Here is a 16,952-nt window from a genome sequence, read left to right on the forward strand (position 1 = left end):
GGTCCAAGAATCGCTTGGGAATCGCGCCCGGAGAGCATGGGTCAAACCTATGAACGCGATCTTGCCGGGTCAAGCTCGGTCACACGGACATGATCCTATGGCAGGGCCGCGTCCAGCGCGGGGGCCGAAATCTCCATCATTTCAAGCGTTTCTGTCCACAACAGCGCGGCCCGGACCGGCGTCTGGGGATAAAGCCTGGAAAGCACCGCCCGGTACAGCGCGAGCTGCCTGACATAGCCGGGCGGGGCCTCGGCGGCGGCCGCCGGCGGGGCGTGGTTGGTCTTGAAATCGACGATCAAAACCTCCGACGGCGTCACCACCAGGCGGTCGATCTGGCCGGAGACCAGCGCCTTGGGTTGCCCCGGCCGTTCCAGCCGTCCGACGATCGAGACCTCGGCCTTGCTGCCCGGCGCGAACACTGCGGCAAAGCGCGGGTCGGCGATCAGGCTGAGCACCTGCTCCGCAAGCGCCGTGCGATCGTCTTCGTTCCAGCCATCGGCGTTGCGCGCGAGATAGCCCAGCGCGGCGTCGCGGCGTCGCTCGGCGGCGACATCGGGCAGCGATTGCAGCAGGCGATGCACGAGTGTGCCGCGCTGCAGGGCGCGGGCGCGCAGCGCCAGCGTCTCGCCGCTCGGCACCTTGTGGCCGGCATCATCGGCGGGATCGGACGGACGCAGCATGTTGCCGGCCGCGCGCTCGGGTGACGCCATCGTGCGCAACCAGGTCGGCAGCTCGACCGCTGGCGCCGCTGCTGTCGTAGCAGCGCCGGTGGTCGCGACGTCCTCGGGTCGCGAATAGCGCGTCACCTTGCCGGCAGGTGTCTCCAACTCCTCCATCTGCAGCTCGGAATTGGCGAGGCCCCTGGTGATCAGATCGTACCAGGACGACTTCCGCACCGTGTTCATGTTGCCGGGCAGGCAGCCGCCGACCACGAGCCGGTCGGCGGCGCGGGTCATCGCGACATAGAGCAGGCGGCGGTATTCGTCCTCGGTATCGCCGAGCATCGCCTTGCGCGCGTCGGCGACATTGGGCGGGTCTTCCGCCTTCTTGCCGGCCCACACCACGACACCCGGAGCATGCGGGCCGGCATTGCCTTGCGGCAGGTTGATCAACCGCAGCCGCTGCGTATCCGAGGGCGAGGTCGTGGTGTCCACCAGGAAGACGACGGAGGATTCCAGGCCCTTGGCGCCGTGCACGGTCATCACGCGGACTTCGTCGCGCGAGATCTCCATGTCGCGCTTCACCTCGGTATCGGCAGCGCGCAGCCAGGCCACAAAGCCCTGCAGCGAGGCCGGCGCCTTGCGCTCATAGCTCAGTGCGAGCTCCAGAAATTCGTCGAGCGCGTCATTGGCCTCGTGGCCGAGCCGCCGCAGGATATGGGCGCGTCCGCCATCGCCGCCGAGCAGCCAGGCATAAAATGCAAACGGCGTCTCGACGAGAAAGCGGCGCTCGCATTGTTCGAGGCGTTTGAGCACGGTCGCGAAGCGCAGGTCTGCTGCAGCCCTCGCGCCGAGCGCATCGCGCAGCGATCCCTTTCGGTTCCAGGCGAGATCGTACAGATCGTCATCGGTCAGGCCGAACAGCGGGCTCTTCAGCGCCACCGCGAGCGCCAGATCGTCCTGCGGCAGCAGCAGCGCATCGGCGAGGTTCATCAAATCGATGATCGCGATGTGTTCGGTAAGCTTGAGGCGGTCGGCGCCGGCGACCGGGATATTGGCGTGCTTCAGCGCCTGGATCACCGCATCGAACGCATTGCCGCGCCGGCGCACCAGGATCAGCATGTCGCCATAACGCAGCGGCCGCCGCGCGCCTTCGCTGCCGGTCATGGTGCCGCTCTCGACCAGCCGCTTGATCTCGGCCTGGATGCGCTTTGCGAGCTTCACCTCCGGACTAGTCACGGAGACGCCGTCGAATGGCGCGCGCCAGCCCTCGATGTCCAGGCGGTCGTCGGCAACTGCGAGATCCCAGAGTTCGATCAGGCTCGGCCCGGCATCTTCGAGCGCGTGATGGAGAGGATGGACAGTATCGGCGTGGATGCTTCGAAAAATTTCAGGTTCCCGGAATACCTGATCGACTGAATGAAGGATCGCCGGTCCCGAACGGAATGAATAGTTGAACGATACCGGGTCGAACTTCAGTCCGGCCCCCTCAAACTTTCTCTTCAAATCGCTCCGACGCAGGTCGAACTCTCGCGGTTCGGCGCCCTGGAACGAGAAGATCGACTGTTTCTCGTCGCCGACCGCGAACACCGTGCGCACCAGGGCGTCACGCGCGCCGGCGCCGGAGGTGAATTCGGAGATGATGTGCGCGACAATGTCCCATTGCCGGGGGCTGGTGTCCTGCGCCTCGTCGATCAGCACGTGGTCGACGCCGCGGTCGAGCTTGTAATGAACCCAGCCGGAGGAAACGCGGTCGAGCATCGCCAGCGTCTTGTCGATGAGGTCGTCATAGTCGAGCAGGCCGCGCTCGATTTTCTCGCGGCGGTAATGCGCGGCGGCCGCGGTCGCGATATGGATCAGCGCCTCGGTGCGGTCGCGGGTCGTGACGGCGCGACGTTTTGCGATCAATGGCGCGAGCCGGTCAATTTCCGCTTCGATGCGTCGGCCAGCAATCGCATTTTGCTTGATGAAGTTGTTCGTGATGACTGATGCTCGAGGGGAACGCTCGTCGGTGAGGAACACTCCAAGGTATTCATCGACCTGAGCGGCCCCGGTGAACATGAGTGCGCTACGCAATCGAGCCGCCTGCTTCTGATCTGCCTTGCTGCTGGTTTCGAGCAGCGAGGCAGTCTCCAGCCAACTCGACCTTGGCAGGTTGGGACCGTCGACGATCGCGCGCTCGACATCCTCGATGCGATCCTCCGGAGAAACGCCGAGCGTCGCCGACATCTGCGCAGCGGCGGCGGCCGCACTGCCGGCGGCGTCGGTCCAGGCCATGAAGTGATCGCGGCTGAGGCACGCCTCACGCACCACATCCTTGAAGGTGACGTCGGCGGCGTTCGCCATCGCCGTCATCAGCGCGCGGCCCGTGGCGCTGTCGGGATTGCGCGAGGCTTCCAGGAACACGGCGAGGTTGGCGCGCTCCATCATCTCGTTCTGGTCGCGATCGTCGAGCACCGCGAAGCGCGCCGGCACATTGGCCTCGAACGGGAATTGCTGCAGCAGCCGCGTGCACAGCGCGTGGATGGTCTGTACCTTCAGCCCGCCCGGCGTCTCCAGCGCGCAGGCGAACAGTTTTCGCGCTTCTCTCCGCAGGTTTCTGGACGGATGCGGAATGCCGGCCTCCTTGATCGCGGCATCCAGTGCCGCATCGTCCAGCGTCACCCAATGGCCAAGCGTGGTGAAGACGCGCTCGGCCATGTTGGCGGCAGCGGCCTTGGTGAAGGTGATGCAGAGGATCTTTTCCGGCGCCACGCCTTCCAGCAGCAGGCGGATCACGCGCTGCACCAGCACATGCGTCTTGCCCGAGCCGGCATTGGCCGACACGAAGGTCGACGCCTTCGGGTCGGACGCGCGCGCCTGCGCGTCGCGGACAGCGGGTGGAATCGGGCGGGGCGCTTTCACCATTCCTCGATCCCCAGGCCGCCGGCCGCGGACCATTCCTTGATTCGCGCGAGGTCGTCGTAGCTGCCGTAGCGATTGGCCCACATCGACAGGTTCAGCGAAGTATACGGCTGCTGCGGATCGTCGAAGGCGCGGATCAGCGCTTCCAGCTTGAGGCGCGCGCTGTCGGCGGCTTCGTCCGGCCGCTGCGGCGTGTCGTTGGTGCGGATCTTCAATTCCAGCGTCCGGTGCTCGCCCGGCGGATTGTTGCCGCTCAACCGAACGTAAGCGAGTTCGCCGACCGAGGCGCCGGCCGGGATCTCCTTGAAGCCGCCCTCGCGCAGGATCGCGGCCTCCAGCGTCAGCTGCGGCGACAGCCCCATGCGGACCTGCTTGCCGGTCGGCGGCTGGCCGGTCTTGTAATCGAGGATCGCGTAGCTGCCGTCCTGCCGTAGCTCGATGCGATCGGCGCGGGCGGAGAGGATGAAGGTGCGCTTGCCGTCGAGGGGGATGCCGATCTCGCCGCGGATCTCGGCGTCGAGCTTGTGGATGTCGCCGCGGCGCACCTGCTCCCATTCGGCAAACCAGGTGGCGATGCGCTGGAAGCGCGGCCACCACAGCGCGCGCGCCTCCGGCCGCTCCATCAGCGGCGCAAAGTGCTTTCCGCCGATCTCGCGCAGCGTCTGCGCGACATTGTCGGGCAGCGCGTCGGCGAATCTTTCCGTGAACTCGCCGAGCGAATTGTGGATCGCCGAGCCCCGATCCGCCGCCGACAGCGGCATGTCGACGGGATCGAGCGGATCGAGCTTGAGGATGTACTTTGCGAAGATCGTGTAGGGGTCGCGCAGCCAGTCCTCGATCGCGGTCACCGACATCTTCAGCGGCCGCGTCGCGCGCGGCGGCCGCGGCTCCGGCTGCTTGACCGGTTCGACCCGAGACGGCCGATCGAGCTCGGCGGCGTATTGCACATATTTTTCGCCGAGGGCCTTGGCGGCGTCCCAGCGCTCGTCGCCGGCGACGGCTTCCAGCCGGTGCAGGAAGCGCGAGGCCACCGCCGGCGCGCCGCCGACCTTGGCGGCATGGGTGAGGATCACCTCGTCATGGCCGAGCAGCTGCGCAAAGTCGTGCGCGGAGAGGCCGATGCGGCGCTCGGGCAGATCGAGGCCGAGCTCATGGCGCATCGGCCGGCTCAGCCAGGGATCGATCCGCGGCGCCGGCGGCCAGACGCCCTCGACAAGGCCGCCGAGGATGATGCGATCGGATTCGGTGAGACGCGCTTCGAGCTGGCCGTAGATGTTGAGCTGCGCCCGCGCCGATTCCGGACGCCGCACCATGCGGTCGGCAAACGCGGTCTGGAACACGTCGGGATAATCGGCGAGCGGCGTCATCAGCCCGCTGACCTGCTGCTTGGCGAGGAGATCGTCGAACGCGGCGGCCAGCGCCATGCCGGCGCGCTCCTCGAACGCCACGGGAATCCCGTGCTGGTCGCTGGAGAGCGCCACCAGCACCTCGCGATGGCGCGCGGCGAGCTCGGCGAAATCATGCGGCCGGGTGGTCGAGATGTTTTCCAGCGGCGTCAGCGCCGCCTGCAATTTCGCGATCAGCGTTTCGGCTTGATTGAGGTCTTCGTCGCGCAGCCTGGCGCGTTGCTCCAGCGCATGCACGGAGGAGAGCTCGCCGCTGCGCATCTTTTTGAGCTCGGCGCGGAAGCGTGCGAAGTCGCGCGCGAGTCCCGCGCCACCGGGTTGCGGACGCGTGCCGCGGAGAACGGCAAGTTCCAGCACCTCGATCGCGCGCTTGAGGGCGCGGTGCGAGCCGCCGAGCCGGAACAGCGGATGCTTGAGCAGCGCGAGCAATGTCGGCGGTTCGAGCCCGCGTGCCGCGGCTTCTGCAGCAAGGCGCGCAAACACGCCGGCCGGCGTTTCCATCAACGCGTCACCGCCGGAATCGTCGAATTCGAGATTCCACCGCGTCAGCGATGCCATCACCCGCCGCGCCAACGCGCGGTCGGGCGTCACCAGCGCGGCCGATTTGCCGAGATGCCGCGCCTCGCGCATCGCGACTGCGATCGCCAGCGCCTCCATCTCGGGATTGGGCGCTTCGACAACGGCGAGATTGGCCATGCCGGCGGAGATTCGCGCGACGATCTCCGGCCGCTCCAGGCGGTCGTGCCACTCGGCAGTCGCGGTCGAGGGCCGCATCGTTTCCGATACCAGCACTTCGCGCCCGAGCGGTGCATGTTCGGCCAGCAGCTCGACATCGCGTCGCTTGATGCCGAAGCGGTCGAGCAGCGCATGCATCGCGAATTGCGGATGGTTCGAGGACGGCGGTGTGGTGAAGCGCCCCTCGGCGTTGCGTTCGCCGCCGATCGTGTCCCAGGATTCGTCGTCGAGATCGGTATCGAGGCCAGGCAGCACGACCGCGCCATTCGAGAGCTTTGCAACCACATGCAGGAATTTTGCGGTGGCCGGCATCGAACCGGTCGAGCCGGCTGCGATCACCGGGCCTGGATGATGCGCGGTCAGCCGCTTCGCTTCAGCGTCGATCAACAAATCGCGCCGCGCCGCCGGTTCGATCCGGCCGATCTCGGCCAGATGGTTCGGCCATGCTTGGCGGGCGATGCGCAGGAAATCGAGCGAGTGCTGCCAGTATTTGTCGAGCTGGTCCGGCACGATCCGGTCGAGCGCGTTCCAGTCGACGCCGCGCGTCACCATGTCGTCCATCAGACGCGCGAGGTCGCCGGCGAGCTGCAGTGTCGAGGCGGGGCCGCCGACCACCAGGGGCGAGGACACCGGCGTCCGCGACCAGGCCGCGACCAGATGCGCCAGGGTCAGCCGGCGTTCCAGCTCTGCCATTCGTGGCGGGATGTCGAGCGATGTCGTGCCGCCGACCGCGTCGGATTGCTCGGCGAAGGCAAGCTCGTCCTCGTCGATATCGCCGAGCGCGACGATTCGCGGCAGCACCGCGGCATCCGTATCGAGCACGTCGAGGAAGATTTCGCGCGCCAGCCGTCCGGCGCGGCGGGTCGGCAGATAGAGTGTGGCCTGTGCGAGTTTCGCGGGATCCTGCCGCGCCGCGAATCCGTCCACCAGCCGGCCATCGACCAGCGCCGAGATGACGGTACGCAGGAACGGCGCTGAAACTGGAACGCTGAAAACACGCATGGGCGGCCTGATTCGGGATCAGGGCGCAATATAGCCCCACTGTCGTCATCCGCGCATGCGGGTGACCCAGTATTCCAGAGGCAGTGGTGTTTGATCCGAGGGGCCGCGGCGTACTGGGTGCCCCGCCTTCGCGGGGTATGACAGCGGAGCGTGAGGCGCTTACGCCACGCTCTCCAGATACGCCTCTTCCGCGGCCTGGACCGCGTCGGGGGTTCCGACATGCATCCAGACGCCGTCGAGCCGCAGGCCGAACAGCCGCTCCTGCTCGTTGGCGCGGTCGAACATCTTGGTCAGCGAGAACTCGCCCGCGGGCGCATCGGCAAACAGCGCCGGCGACATGATCGCTGCACCCGCATAGACGAACGGCACCACCTGGTTTTCCCGGCGTTTGCGGAGCGCGCCATCGGGCAGCATCGAATAGTCGCCGCGGCCGCTATAGCCGATGCTGGAGGTGGTCGGCGCCATCAGCAGCAGGATGTCCATCCGCGCGGGATCGAAGGCTTCGGCGAGCCGCGCCAGGTTGGAGCGCACGCCGTCGATCCACATCGTGTCGGCGTTGAGATGGAAGAACGGGGTGTCGCCAAGCAGCGGCAGCGCCTTCACGACCGCGCCGCCGGTGCCGAGCACCTGGTCGCGCTCGTCGGAGATGATCACGCGCGGGCGGCTGCGGGTCTTGACGTGCTCGATGATCTGGTCGGGCAGATAGTGCACGTTCACGACAGCCTCGGTGACCCCGGCGCCGGCGAGCTTGTCGAGGACATGGTCGAGCAGCGGCTGGCCGGCCACGCTGACCAGTGGCTTCGGTCTGGTGTTGGTCAGCGGGCGCATCCGCACGCCGAGACCGGCGGCGAGCACCATGGCTTTGTGGGGGGTGACGGGCATCTTCAGGAGGGTCTCGGTCATGATGTCTCTGCGGCGCCGATCATAGCACGGCGATTCGGCAAGCATATCGATCAGACGCCATAGTCATCGGACATGACGGCCGTGCGACGATAATGGGCAACGGGAAGCCTTTGTTTGAGCATGATCTGATCGGAAAACCGATGCTCACTTTTCCGGATCATGCTCTTAGGCGTCGGCGGCTTGCGCGCCACGCCTGGCGTTTTTCTTCTTCTTGTCGCCCTGTTTCAGGAAATTGACGCCGATCTGGTCGCCGTTGACCCATGCCAGCTCGCAGCGGCGGTAGGCCAATCCTGTGGACGACAGCAGCAGGAAAAACTCTTTCAGATGCAGGCCCTCGACCGAGCCTTCGACCGTGAGCTTGGCGCCGCTCTCGGAGACGTCCTCCATCACGCAGTCGCGCCGCCAGGTGCCGTCGATGCCCATCATATGCGCCGCGAAGCCGCGCTCGAATACGACCCGATCACCCTTGCGCCGCTCCGACGTCGCCATGGTCCGTCTATGCTCCCGATCCGCCGGCCCCATGGGCGGAGCACGGCCGGCGCAGTGTAGGAGAGGGATGGCTAACAACCGGTAAACCATAGCGTTTTCGAGCGAAGTGGATACCGGTTCGCGTCAAGAAAACGCGTCAAACAAGGAGTCTACCGAACCGGTGGTGGCACGTGGGCCTGATACCAGTCGCGGAAGCCTGATAGCGCCGGGTGGGCCAGCGACCGGTTGAGGTAGGTCCAGATCCGCGGCTGGTGCTTGAGATATTGCGGCTTCCCGTCACGCCGGTTGAGTCGGGCGAAGGTGCCGAGCAACCGCGTATTCCGCTGCGCCGACATGATGGCATAGAGCTCGGCGAAGGCGGCCGGATCGAAGGTGTCATCGGTCGCGCGTCGCGCCTTGATGTAGCGGGTCAACAGCGAGAGCTCGAGCTGCTCGGGCACGTCGATCCGCGCATCCTGCAGCAGCGACACCATGTCGTAGGCGGCCGGACCGAGCACCGCGTCCTGGAAGTCGATGATGCCGACACGCAGGATGCCGGTGCGCTCGGCGAGCCAGATGATGTTCGGCGAATGGAAGTCGCGCATCACCCAGGTCCGCGGCGCGGCCGCCGGCTTCTCCAGCAGCGTGCGCCACATCGCAAAGAATTCGTCGCGCAGTTCGTCGCTCGGCGTGACGCCGCGATCGGGCATGTACCATTCGAGCATCAGGCCGATCTCGATCAGCCAGGCGTCGATGTCGAACACGGGGATGTTGTAGATCGAATGCTGCGTCAGCGGCAGCTGCTCCGGCAACGTCTCGCGATGCAGCGCCGCTAGCATGTCGGTCGCGGCTTCATAACGCTCGGCGATGGGCTGCGGCGGATCGCCTTCAATAACGCCGACACCGCCGAAATCCTCGGTGATGAGGAAGCCGGCGTCGAGATGGGTGTGCCGGATCGCAGGCGCCGAGAAGCCGTGCTTGCGCAGGCCGTTGCCGATGGCGACGAACGGCTTGACGTCCTCGGCGAGATGCACGGCGGCGCTGTAGGATCGTCCGTTGTAGATCGCAGCCCCATCGGGCCGCTTCGGCGAGTTCATCAGGATGACGCTGCCGTCATCGTTGCGCAGCCGCGCGTAGGAGCGCGTCGAGGCATCGCCCGGCATGCGCTCGCGCGCGGCGTCGAGGAAACCCGCGAGCTCGAGAAACTGGCGCAGCGTCTTCAGTCGTGAAACCTTTGCGGCGGATGTGCCGTGACCGGTGATCTCGGCGGCGCGCGCGGTCGATCCGAGCGCGGGACGATGGCTGAAGGCGATGTCGATGCGATCGGCAGGCAGCGCGTCGGGCGCGCGCTCCGGCCATTCGATCAGCGCGACGATGCCGTCGGGCAATGGCGACAGCCCGATCTCCTCCAGCTCGCTCGCATCATTGATCCGGTAGAGATCGGCGTGGATGAGCGGGAATGACGGAAGCTCGTAGCTCTGCGCCAGGGTGAAGGTCGGGCTCGGCACTTCCAGTTCGTCGTCGCCGGCGAGATAGCGGATCAGCGCGCGGGCGGATGCGGTCTTGCCGGCGCCGAGATCGCCGGACAGCGTGATGGTGTCGCCGGCGCCGATCAGGAGCGCGAGATCGGCCATCAGCTGCGCCGTCGCGGTTTCGTTCGCGAGCGGCACCGAGAATGTGGTCGGGGCGCTCATTCCGCGGCGTTGCGATGCGCGGTCTGGTCGATCGGGAAGTCGCAGGTCACGGTGGTGCCCTTGCCGACGGTCGAATCGACCCGTACCCGGCCGCCATGCAGCTCGACGAAGGAGCGCACCAGCGACAGGCCAAGGCCGGCACCGCGGTGCCGGGAGCCGTGCGAATGGCTCTCGAACCAGTTGAACACCTTGTCCTTCATCTCCGGCGGAATGCCGGGCCCCGCATCGGTCACCGCAAACACCACGCTGTGCTCGGTCCGCCGCGCGCTGATGGTCACCGTCGCATCATGCGGCGAGAAGCCGACGGCGTTGGCGAGCAGATTGTAGAGCACCTGCACAACCCGCCGCTCGTCGCCGATGAAATCACCGATATTGGGCGAAACCTCGACCTTGAGCGCGATCCGGTCGGTGGCGAGCCGGTCCTGGATACCCTCGGCGGCGGCCTCGATCGCCTTGCCGATATTGACCGGGCCGAGCTCGAGCTTCATCGCGCCGGCGTCGATGGTGGCGAGGTCGAGGATGTTGTTGGTCAGCGCCAGGAGCGCGTTGGTCGATTTGGTGACGTAGTCGAGATACTCGGCCTGCTTCGGCGTCAGCGGCCCGGTCGAGGGATCGCTGAGGAAATGCGCGAAGCCGATGATGGTGGTCAAGGGCGCGCGCAGCTCGTAGGAGACGTGGTGGACGAAGTCCACCTTCATCTGGTCGGCGGTCTCCAGCGCCTCGTTGCGCTCGCGCAGCGCGCGCTCGACATTCTCGGTGTCGGTGATGTCCTGGAAGGTCAGGAGCGTCGCGCCGTCCGGCAGCGGCATGCTCTGGCAGGTCAGCACGCTGCCGTCCTTGCGTTCCAGCTTCAACGCGACCTGGGCGCGGCTCTCGAGCGCGGTGACGGATTCGCGGAGCGTCCGCCAGGTCAGCGCGTCGTCGAACAGCGGTTTGCACAGCGCTTCCACCGTCTCGATATGCGGCTCCTCGTGCAGCGCTTCCGGCGACAGCTTCCACATCCTGGCGAAGGCCGGGTTGAACAGCCGGGCGCGGCCGTTGCTGCCGAACACAGCGACCGCTTCGGCGAGATTGTCCAGCGTCTCGCGCTGCACCCGCGTCAGGCCGTCGAAGCGGCGGGCGAGGTCGAGGCTTTCGGTGACGTTGTCGAACAGATAGGTGACGCCGCCCTCGAGGTTCGGCGTGGTGACGACGCTGACGGCGCGGCCGTCAGGCAGGAACCAGGTGTAGGTCTCCGATTCGACCGCGCGATAGGCCTCATGCAGCTTGGCCTTCCAGGCGCGGAAGTCCGGCTGCTCCGGCAGCTTGCGGTTGGCGCGCAGGCGATCGAGCACGCTCGAATCATCGGGGTTGCCGTCGAGGAACGCCTGGTCGAAGTCCCAGAGCCGCCGGTAGGATTCATTGTAGAAGGAGAGCCGGCGGTTGGCGTCGAACACCGCGACGCCCGACGACAATTGGTCGAGCGTGCGGCGGTGCGCTTCCATCATCCGCGCCATCGCGGCCTTCAGCGCGGCCGCCTCGCTGGCATCGATCGCAATCCCGGCACTGCCGCCGCCGAGCTTCAGCGCCTGCACGTCATAGATGCGGCGCTCGCCGCTGACCACGATCGGCAGCCGCGCGCTGTAGCTGGAATTGTCGTTGAGCACGCGGCTCATGTCGGTGCGCTGGTCGCTCTCGAGCAGCTCGAGATTGCGACGGATCGTATCCGCGACGCTGTTCCCCTCGGTCGCACGGACGTAGGCGGCATTGGCGTACCGCAGATTGCCTTCCGCGCTCTTGGCCCAGATCGGCCACGGCGCCGAGGCGGCGAAGTCGCGCAGCAGCTCGGTCTCTTCCTGCAGTGTCTTGTAGCGCAAATTGGATTCGGCGAGCTCGCGGCGCAGTCCGCCGAGTTCGCGAATCCGCACAATGGCTTGGCCGCCGATCGCGCGGCCCATCGCCTCGATGGCGCGGCCCGCCGAGGTCGAGAGATTGAGCAGGAAGGGCTCGCCCTTCTCGCGCAGCGCGTCGACGGCATGGTCCATCTGCAGCGCCGGCTCGGGCGGCAGCCAGGTTCCAAAGGCGAGGATGCGCTGCGGCGCGTGGATGTCCTGCGACATCAACAGCGAGATGTCGCCGGAGATCTGCGGACGGTTGTCGCCGGCGTTCCAGGAGATCAGCACCTGCGGCTCGGCGAACAGCAGCGCGCGCAACCGGTCGGACTGCGCCTGCAGGTCCGCGATCTCCGAGCGCAGCCGCATTTCGTTGCCGGTCGCGCGCAGCCGCGTCCGCATCAGCAGGATCGCGGCGACCACGGAGAAACCGACCAGCGCGAACGAGGTGGTGAGGACCGCGATTTCCTGATGATTGAGGTCGAACAGGCCGGCAAGGACATCGGTGAACGCCATGTCGGCGGCATACGCTTTGCTTGCCGGCCACAGTGCCGTGGTGGCGAGCGCAATCACGCCGTCGCGCGCCAGTGAGGTGCATGACAGCAGGGTTCGACGCATGGCCGCGACTACGCCCGACATTATTTGCCCCAGAACGCACAACTTCAGCGCACGATCCGCAGAGAGGGAAGACCGGCTTTCCGGAAAATCATGCTCGACCAAGAGGATACGGCATGACGATAAACTCGATGCGCCGCCACGCCTGCCCGGCGAAGACCCCCCGCCGTGCTCGAATCAAAGCAGAATAGTCCCAAGGTGACTCAGGGGGTAAGAGTCCAGATCGTGAACGCGAAATCGGTTGTGAAAAAATGCGGTGACGACGTGCGCGATCGCGCAAATTTTCCCGTAATTGCGCGGGAATTTTTCGTTAGCGACCGGTCGAGCCGAAGCCGCCGCTGCCGCGATCGGTCGTGGACAGCGCGTCGACCGGAACCAGCTCGGCGCGCGTGACCGGCGCGATCACCATCTGCGCGATGCGTTCGCCGCGGCGGATCGAGAACGCGTCCTGGCCGTGATTGATCAGGATCACGTTGATCTCGCCGCGATAGTCGGCGTCGATCGTGCCCGGCGAGTTCAGCACCGTGATGCCGTGTTTGGCGGCGAGGCCGGAGCGCGGCCGCACCTGCGCCTCGTAGCCCGGAGGCAGCGCGATGGTCAGCCCGGTCGGAACCATCTCGTAGCGTCCGGGCAGCAGGATCAGCGGCGCCGAGCGCGGCACGGCCGCCAGCAGATCGAGACCGGCCGCGTCGGCTGTCTGGTAGGCCGGCAGCAAGAGATCAGCGCCATGCGGCAGCTGGCGGATTTCGACCTTGATCGGCGCGCTCACGACGACGTCTCCACGGCTTTGGCGATTCGCGACACCAATGCGGTCGCGACCTCTTCCTTGGACATCACGGGCCAGGAATCAACCTCGATGTCCGCGCCGTTCCGCGTCAGCAGATGAATCGTGTTGCGGTCGCCGCCCATCACGCCTGATGCCGGCGAGACGTCATTGGCGACGATCCAGTCGCAGCCCTTGCGCGCGATCTTGGCCTTGGCGTTGTCGATCAGATGCTCGGTCTCGGCGGCGAATCCGATCACCAGCGGCGGACGCTTCTCTGTCAGCTTCGAGATCGTGGCGAGGATGTCGGGGTTTTCGACCAACTGAAGCGGCGGCATGCCGGCGCCTGTCTTCTTCAGCTTCTGCGCGCCCTCACTCGCGACACGCCAGTCGGCGACTGCGGCGGCGAAGATCGCGATGTCGGCGGGCAGCGCGGCCTCGACCCGATGCAGCATGTCGCGCGCCGATTCGACGCGCATCACGGTCACACCGGGCGGATCGCGCAAGTCCACCGGACCGGAGACCAGCACGACCTCGGCGCCGGCGGCCTGGGCTGCGGCGGCGATGGCAAACCCCTGTTTGCCGGAGGATCGGTTGGCGATGTAGCGCACGGGATCGATCGCCTCATGCGTCGGACCCGCCGTGATGAGCACGCGTTTTCCGGCGAGCGGGCGCGGCTGCGGCGGGCGCAGCATGTGGTCGGCGGCGGCCGCGATCTCGACCGCCTCGGCCATCCGCCCGACGCCGGCCTCACCGGCTTCCGCCATCTCGCCGGCGTTGGGGCCGACGGTGTGGACGCCGTCGCGGCGGAGCTGCAGCACATTGCGGCGGGTCGCCGGGTTGTTCCACATCAGCGGATTCATCGCCGGCGCCAGCAGGATCGGCCTGTTGGCGGCGAGCAGGATCGCGCTGGCGAGATCGTCGGCATGGCCTTGCGCCATCTTGGCCATCAAATCGGCGGTCGCCGGCGCCACCACGATCAGGTCGCATTCGCGGGCGAGCCGGATATGGCCGGCGTCGAACTCGCTCTCGGCGTCGAACAGGTCAGTGTAGACCCGCTCATGCGACAGCGCGCTGGCGGCGAGTGGCGTCACGAATTGCTGGGCGGCCTTGGTCAGCACGCAGCGGACGCCGATCCGCCGCTCCTTCAGCCGCCGGATCAGGTCCAGCGCCTTGTAGGCTGCGATCCCACCGCCGATGATCAGGGTCACCTGCGGCTCTCCAGCGCTGCCGGCGCGCTGCGGGGCGGGGGCCAGGCTCTCGGTCAGGTCGGCCAGTGGCGTTTCCACGGGCTCGCCGCGGCCCTCGGCGAGGTCACGGAGGATGACCCGGATCTCTTCTTCCACGGAGCGCCCGTTCCTGGCGGAGCGCAGCCGGAGATAGGCCTTGAGCGTCTCGTCGAGCTTGCGGATGGTCAGGCTGGCCATGGGGCGGGCCTCCGATGATGTGATAGCGATGCTATCACATCATGCATGCATTGCAATCATAACTGCTTGATCGCGACCAGGATGGCGATGAAGGTGGCCGCGATGATCCAGAGCGCAACCGTCCGCCAGCGGTTCCGGCGGCCCTCGGAGCGGCCCATCGCAGCGATGGTCTCGGGCGACAGGGTGACGCCCTCCCGGCTCATCTTCTCCAGATTTTCCAGCACCGCCACGGCCCGCGAAGCTATCGCCGGCAGGCCGGCCAGCACCCGGCCGAGCTCGCCGGCTCCGGTCATCGCGCCCTGGATGCGGCCGAGGGGCCCAAGATTTTCCGTGATCCACTCGCGCACCACGGGGTCGGCGATCTTCCAGATGTCGAGCTTGGGGTCGAAGCCGCGGGCCACGCCCTCGACCACCACCATGGTCTTCTGCAGCAGGATCAGTTCGGGCCGCGTCTGCATGTCGAACAGGCCGGTGACCTCGAGCAACAGGGTCAGCAGCTTCGCCATCGAGATTTCTTCGGCGGTACGATTGTGGATCGGCTCGCCGATCGCGCGGATCGCTTGCGCAAAATTCTCCACCGAATGGTGCCCCGGCACATAGCCGGCCTCGAAATGCACCTCGGCGACGCGGCGATAGTCGCGCGTGATGAAGCCGAGCAGAATCTCGGCGAGGAAGCGGCGCTCCTTCAGTCCGAGCCGTCCCATGATGCCGAAATCCACGGCGACGAGCCGGCCGGAATCGTCGAGGAACAGGTTTCCGGGATGCATGTCGGCGTGGAAGAAGCCGTCGCGCAGCGCGTGGCGCAGAAAGCTCTGGATCACCTTGCGGCCGAGATCGGGCAGGTCGACATGGGTCTCGGCGAGGCGCGCATGATCGTTCAACGCGATGCCGTCGATCCACTCCATCGTCAGCACGTTGTGCGTGGTGCGGTCCCAATCGACCTCGGGCACGCGGAAGTCCGGATCGTCTCGGGTGTTCTCCGCCATCTCCGAGAGCGCGGCGGCTTCGAGGCGGAGATCCATCTCCATCGCGACCGAGCGCGACATGGTGTTGATGACCTCGATCAGCCTCAAGCGGCGCGCTTCGGCGGAATGCGCCTCGGCATTATGCGCGACGAAGAAGAAATCGCTGAGGTCGCGGCGGAAGCGCGAGGCGACGTTGGGGCGCAGCACCTTCACCGCGACCTGCCGTTTCACGCCGTCGCGCATCACCTCGCCGCGATGCACCTGCGCGATCGAGGCGGCGGCGACCGGCGGGCCGAGGCTGACAAAGGCCTGCGACACCGGGCGCTCCAGCGCCTGCGCGATCACGTTCTCGGCTTCGGTCTGCGAGAACGGCGGCAGCCGGTCCTGCAAGCTTTCGAGGTCGCGCGCCATCGCGACGCCGACGACGTCGGGCCGGGTGGCGAGGAACTGGCCGAGCTTGAGATAAGCCGGTCCGAGCCGGGTCAGCGCCGTCGTCAGCCGCGCACCTGATTTGGCGCCGCGCCGCTCGACAAGGCGTGCGAGCTTCAACGCAAGCTGTCCCGGCGGCGGCACCAGCGCGGGATCGACGACGCCGAACACGCCCTCGCGCGCAAACACGAAACCGGCGCGGGCGAGGCGCGAAATGTGGGTCAGTGCAGAGATCACAAACGCCAGCCCGAATGCAGCGCTACGATGCCGCCGGAGAGGCTCTGCCACTTGACGCGGGAGAAGCCGGCGGCGCTGATCATCTCGGCGAAGGCGTTCGGCCGCGGAAACTTGCGGATCGACTCGACGAGATATTGATAGGACTCGGCATCTCCCGTGATGGCGCGGCCGAGCGGCGGGATCACCTTGAACGAGAACAGATCGTAGATCCGGTCGAGGCCGGGCACGTCGACGGTGGAGAATTCCAGGCACAGGAAACGGCTGCCGGGGCGCAGCACGCGATAGGCCTCGCGCAGCGCGGCGTCGATCCGCGGCACGTTGCGGATGCCGAACGCGATCGTGTAGGCGTCGTACGAACGATCCGCGAAGGGGAGTTCCTCCGCATTGCCCTCGACGAACGTGACCTGGTCATCGAGATGGCGCTTGGCGGCGCGCTCGCGGCCGACCGCGAGCATGTCGGAATTGATGTCGCAGACGGTGGCGCGGAAGCCCGCGCCCGCGGCCTTCGCCGCACGGAAGGAGATGTCACCGGTACCGCCGGCGACGTCGAGCAACGCAAACGGCGTATCGCGCTTCGGCGGATCGAGCGCCGTGATCATGATGTCCTTCCAGATCCGGTGCAGGCCGCCGGACATCAGGTCGTTCATCAGGTCATAGCGCGATGCCACGCTGTGAAACACATCGTTCACCAGCGTCTGCTTGTCGCCCAGGGGCACGTCCCTGAAGCCGAAATGGGTGGTTTGATCCGGCCGATCCATCAACTTTTAACTCTTGCCCTTTTTGGTCGCGTTTTCTTCACGCGAACCGGTGCCCACTTCGCTGGAAAACGCTCCAGGCCAAACCATAGCGCGGCGGCCGCAATGGCGCTATCACG

The 16,952-nt window shown here is 66.6% G+C and carries 10 protein-coding genes; all 10 read right to left on the bottom strand.

Translation table 11 applies throughout. The features are described from left to right. Positions 1 to 95: 95 nt before the first annotated feature. Positions 96 to 3,566 (bottom strand): double-strand break repair helicase AddA, encoded by a 3,471-nt coding sequence (gene addA, locus JQ604_RS27090; protein WP_212363729.1) that lies wholly within the window; start codon positions 3,564 to 3,566, stop codon positions 96 to 98. After that, a complete protein-coding gene (gene addB / locus JQ604_RS27095; protein WP_212363730.1) occupies positions 3,560 to 6,706 on the bottom strand; it encodes a double-strand break repair protein AddB in 3,147 nt (1,048 codons plus the stop codon). Before addB ends, addA begins: the two co-directional genes overlap by 7 nt. 159 nt (positions 6,707 to 6,865) lie before the next feature. Continuing rightward, positions 6,866 to 7,588 carry a nucleotidyltransferase family protein gene (locus JQ604_RS27100; RefSeq protein WP_212363783.1) on the bottom strand — a complete coding sequence of 241 codons (723 nt, stop codon included), beginning with the start codon at positions 7,586 to 7,588 and terminating at the stop codon, positions 6,866 to 6,868. Between the two features lie 186 nt (positions 7,589 to 7,774). After that, entirely contained in the window at positions 7,775 to 8,098 is a 324-nt protein-coding gene (locus JQ604_RS27105; RefSeq protein WP_212363731.1) for a PilZ domain-containing protein, read from the bottom strand. 149 nt (positions 8,099 to 8,247) lie between these two features. Next, positions 8,248 to 9,771: a tRNA (adenosine(37)-N6)-threonylcarbamoyltransferase complex ATPase subunit type 1 TsaE gene (gene tsaE / locus JQ604_RS27110; RefSeq protein ID WP_212363732.1), complete on the bottom strand. Its 1,524-nt coding sequence runs from the start codon at positions 9,769 to 9,771 to the stop codon at positions 8,248 to 8,250. Further along, on the bottom strand, positions 9,768 to 12,281 hold the full coding sequence (locus tag JQ604_RS27115) for a sensor histidine kinase (RefSeq protein ID WP_212363733.1): 2,514 nt from the start codon (positions 12,279 to 12,281) through the stop codon (positions 9,768 to 9,770). Before JQ604_RS27115 ends, tsaE begins: the two co-directional genes overlap by 4 nt. Before the next feature lie 286 nt (positions 12,282 to 12,567). Continuing rightward, a complete protein-coding gene (dut, locus tag JQ604_RS27120) occupies positions 12,568 to 13,026 on the bottom strand; it encodes a dUTP diphosphatase (protein WP_212363734.1) in 459 nt (152 codons plus the stop codon). After that, the gene (gene coaBC / locus JQ604_RS27125; RefSeq protein WP_212363735.1) at positions 13,023 to 14,447 is read right to left on the bottom strand and encodes a bifunctional phosphopantothenoylcysteine decarboxylase/phosphopantothenate--cysteine ligase CoaBC; all 1,425 of its coding nucleotides are present in this window, start codon (positions 14,445 to 14,447) and stop codon (positions 13,023 to 13,025) included. The genes dut and coaBC overlap by 4 nt, the downstream gene beginning before the upstream one ends. Before the next feature lie 56 nt (positions 14,448 to 14,503). After that, positions 14,504 to 16,078 (bottom strand): 2-polyprenylphenol 6-hydroxylase, encoded by a 1,575-nt coding sequence (gene ubiB / locus JQ604_RS27130; RefSeq protein WP_212363736.1) that lies wholly within the window; start codon positions 16,076 to 16,078, stop codon positions 14,504 to 14,506. Further along, on the bottom strand, positions 16,075 to 16,836 hold the full coding sequence (gene ubiE / locus JQ604_RS27135) for a bifunctional demethylmenaquinone methyltransferase/2-methoxy-6-polyprenyl-1,4-benzoquinol methylase UbiE (protein ID WP_212363737.1): 762 nt from the start codon (positions 16,834 to 16,836) through the stop codon (positions 16,075 to 16,077). The genes ubiB and ubiE overlap by 4 nt, the downstream gene beginning before the upstream one ends. Between the last annotated feature and the right edge of the window lie 116 nt (positions 16,837 to 16,952).

The organism is Bradyrhizobium jicamae (assembly GCF_018130695.1).
GTDB lineage: Bacteria > Pseudomonadota > Alphaproteobacteria > Rhizobiales > Xanthobacteraceae > Bradyrhizobium > Bradyrhizobium jicamae_B.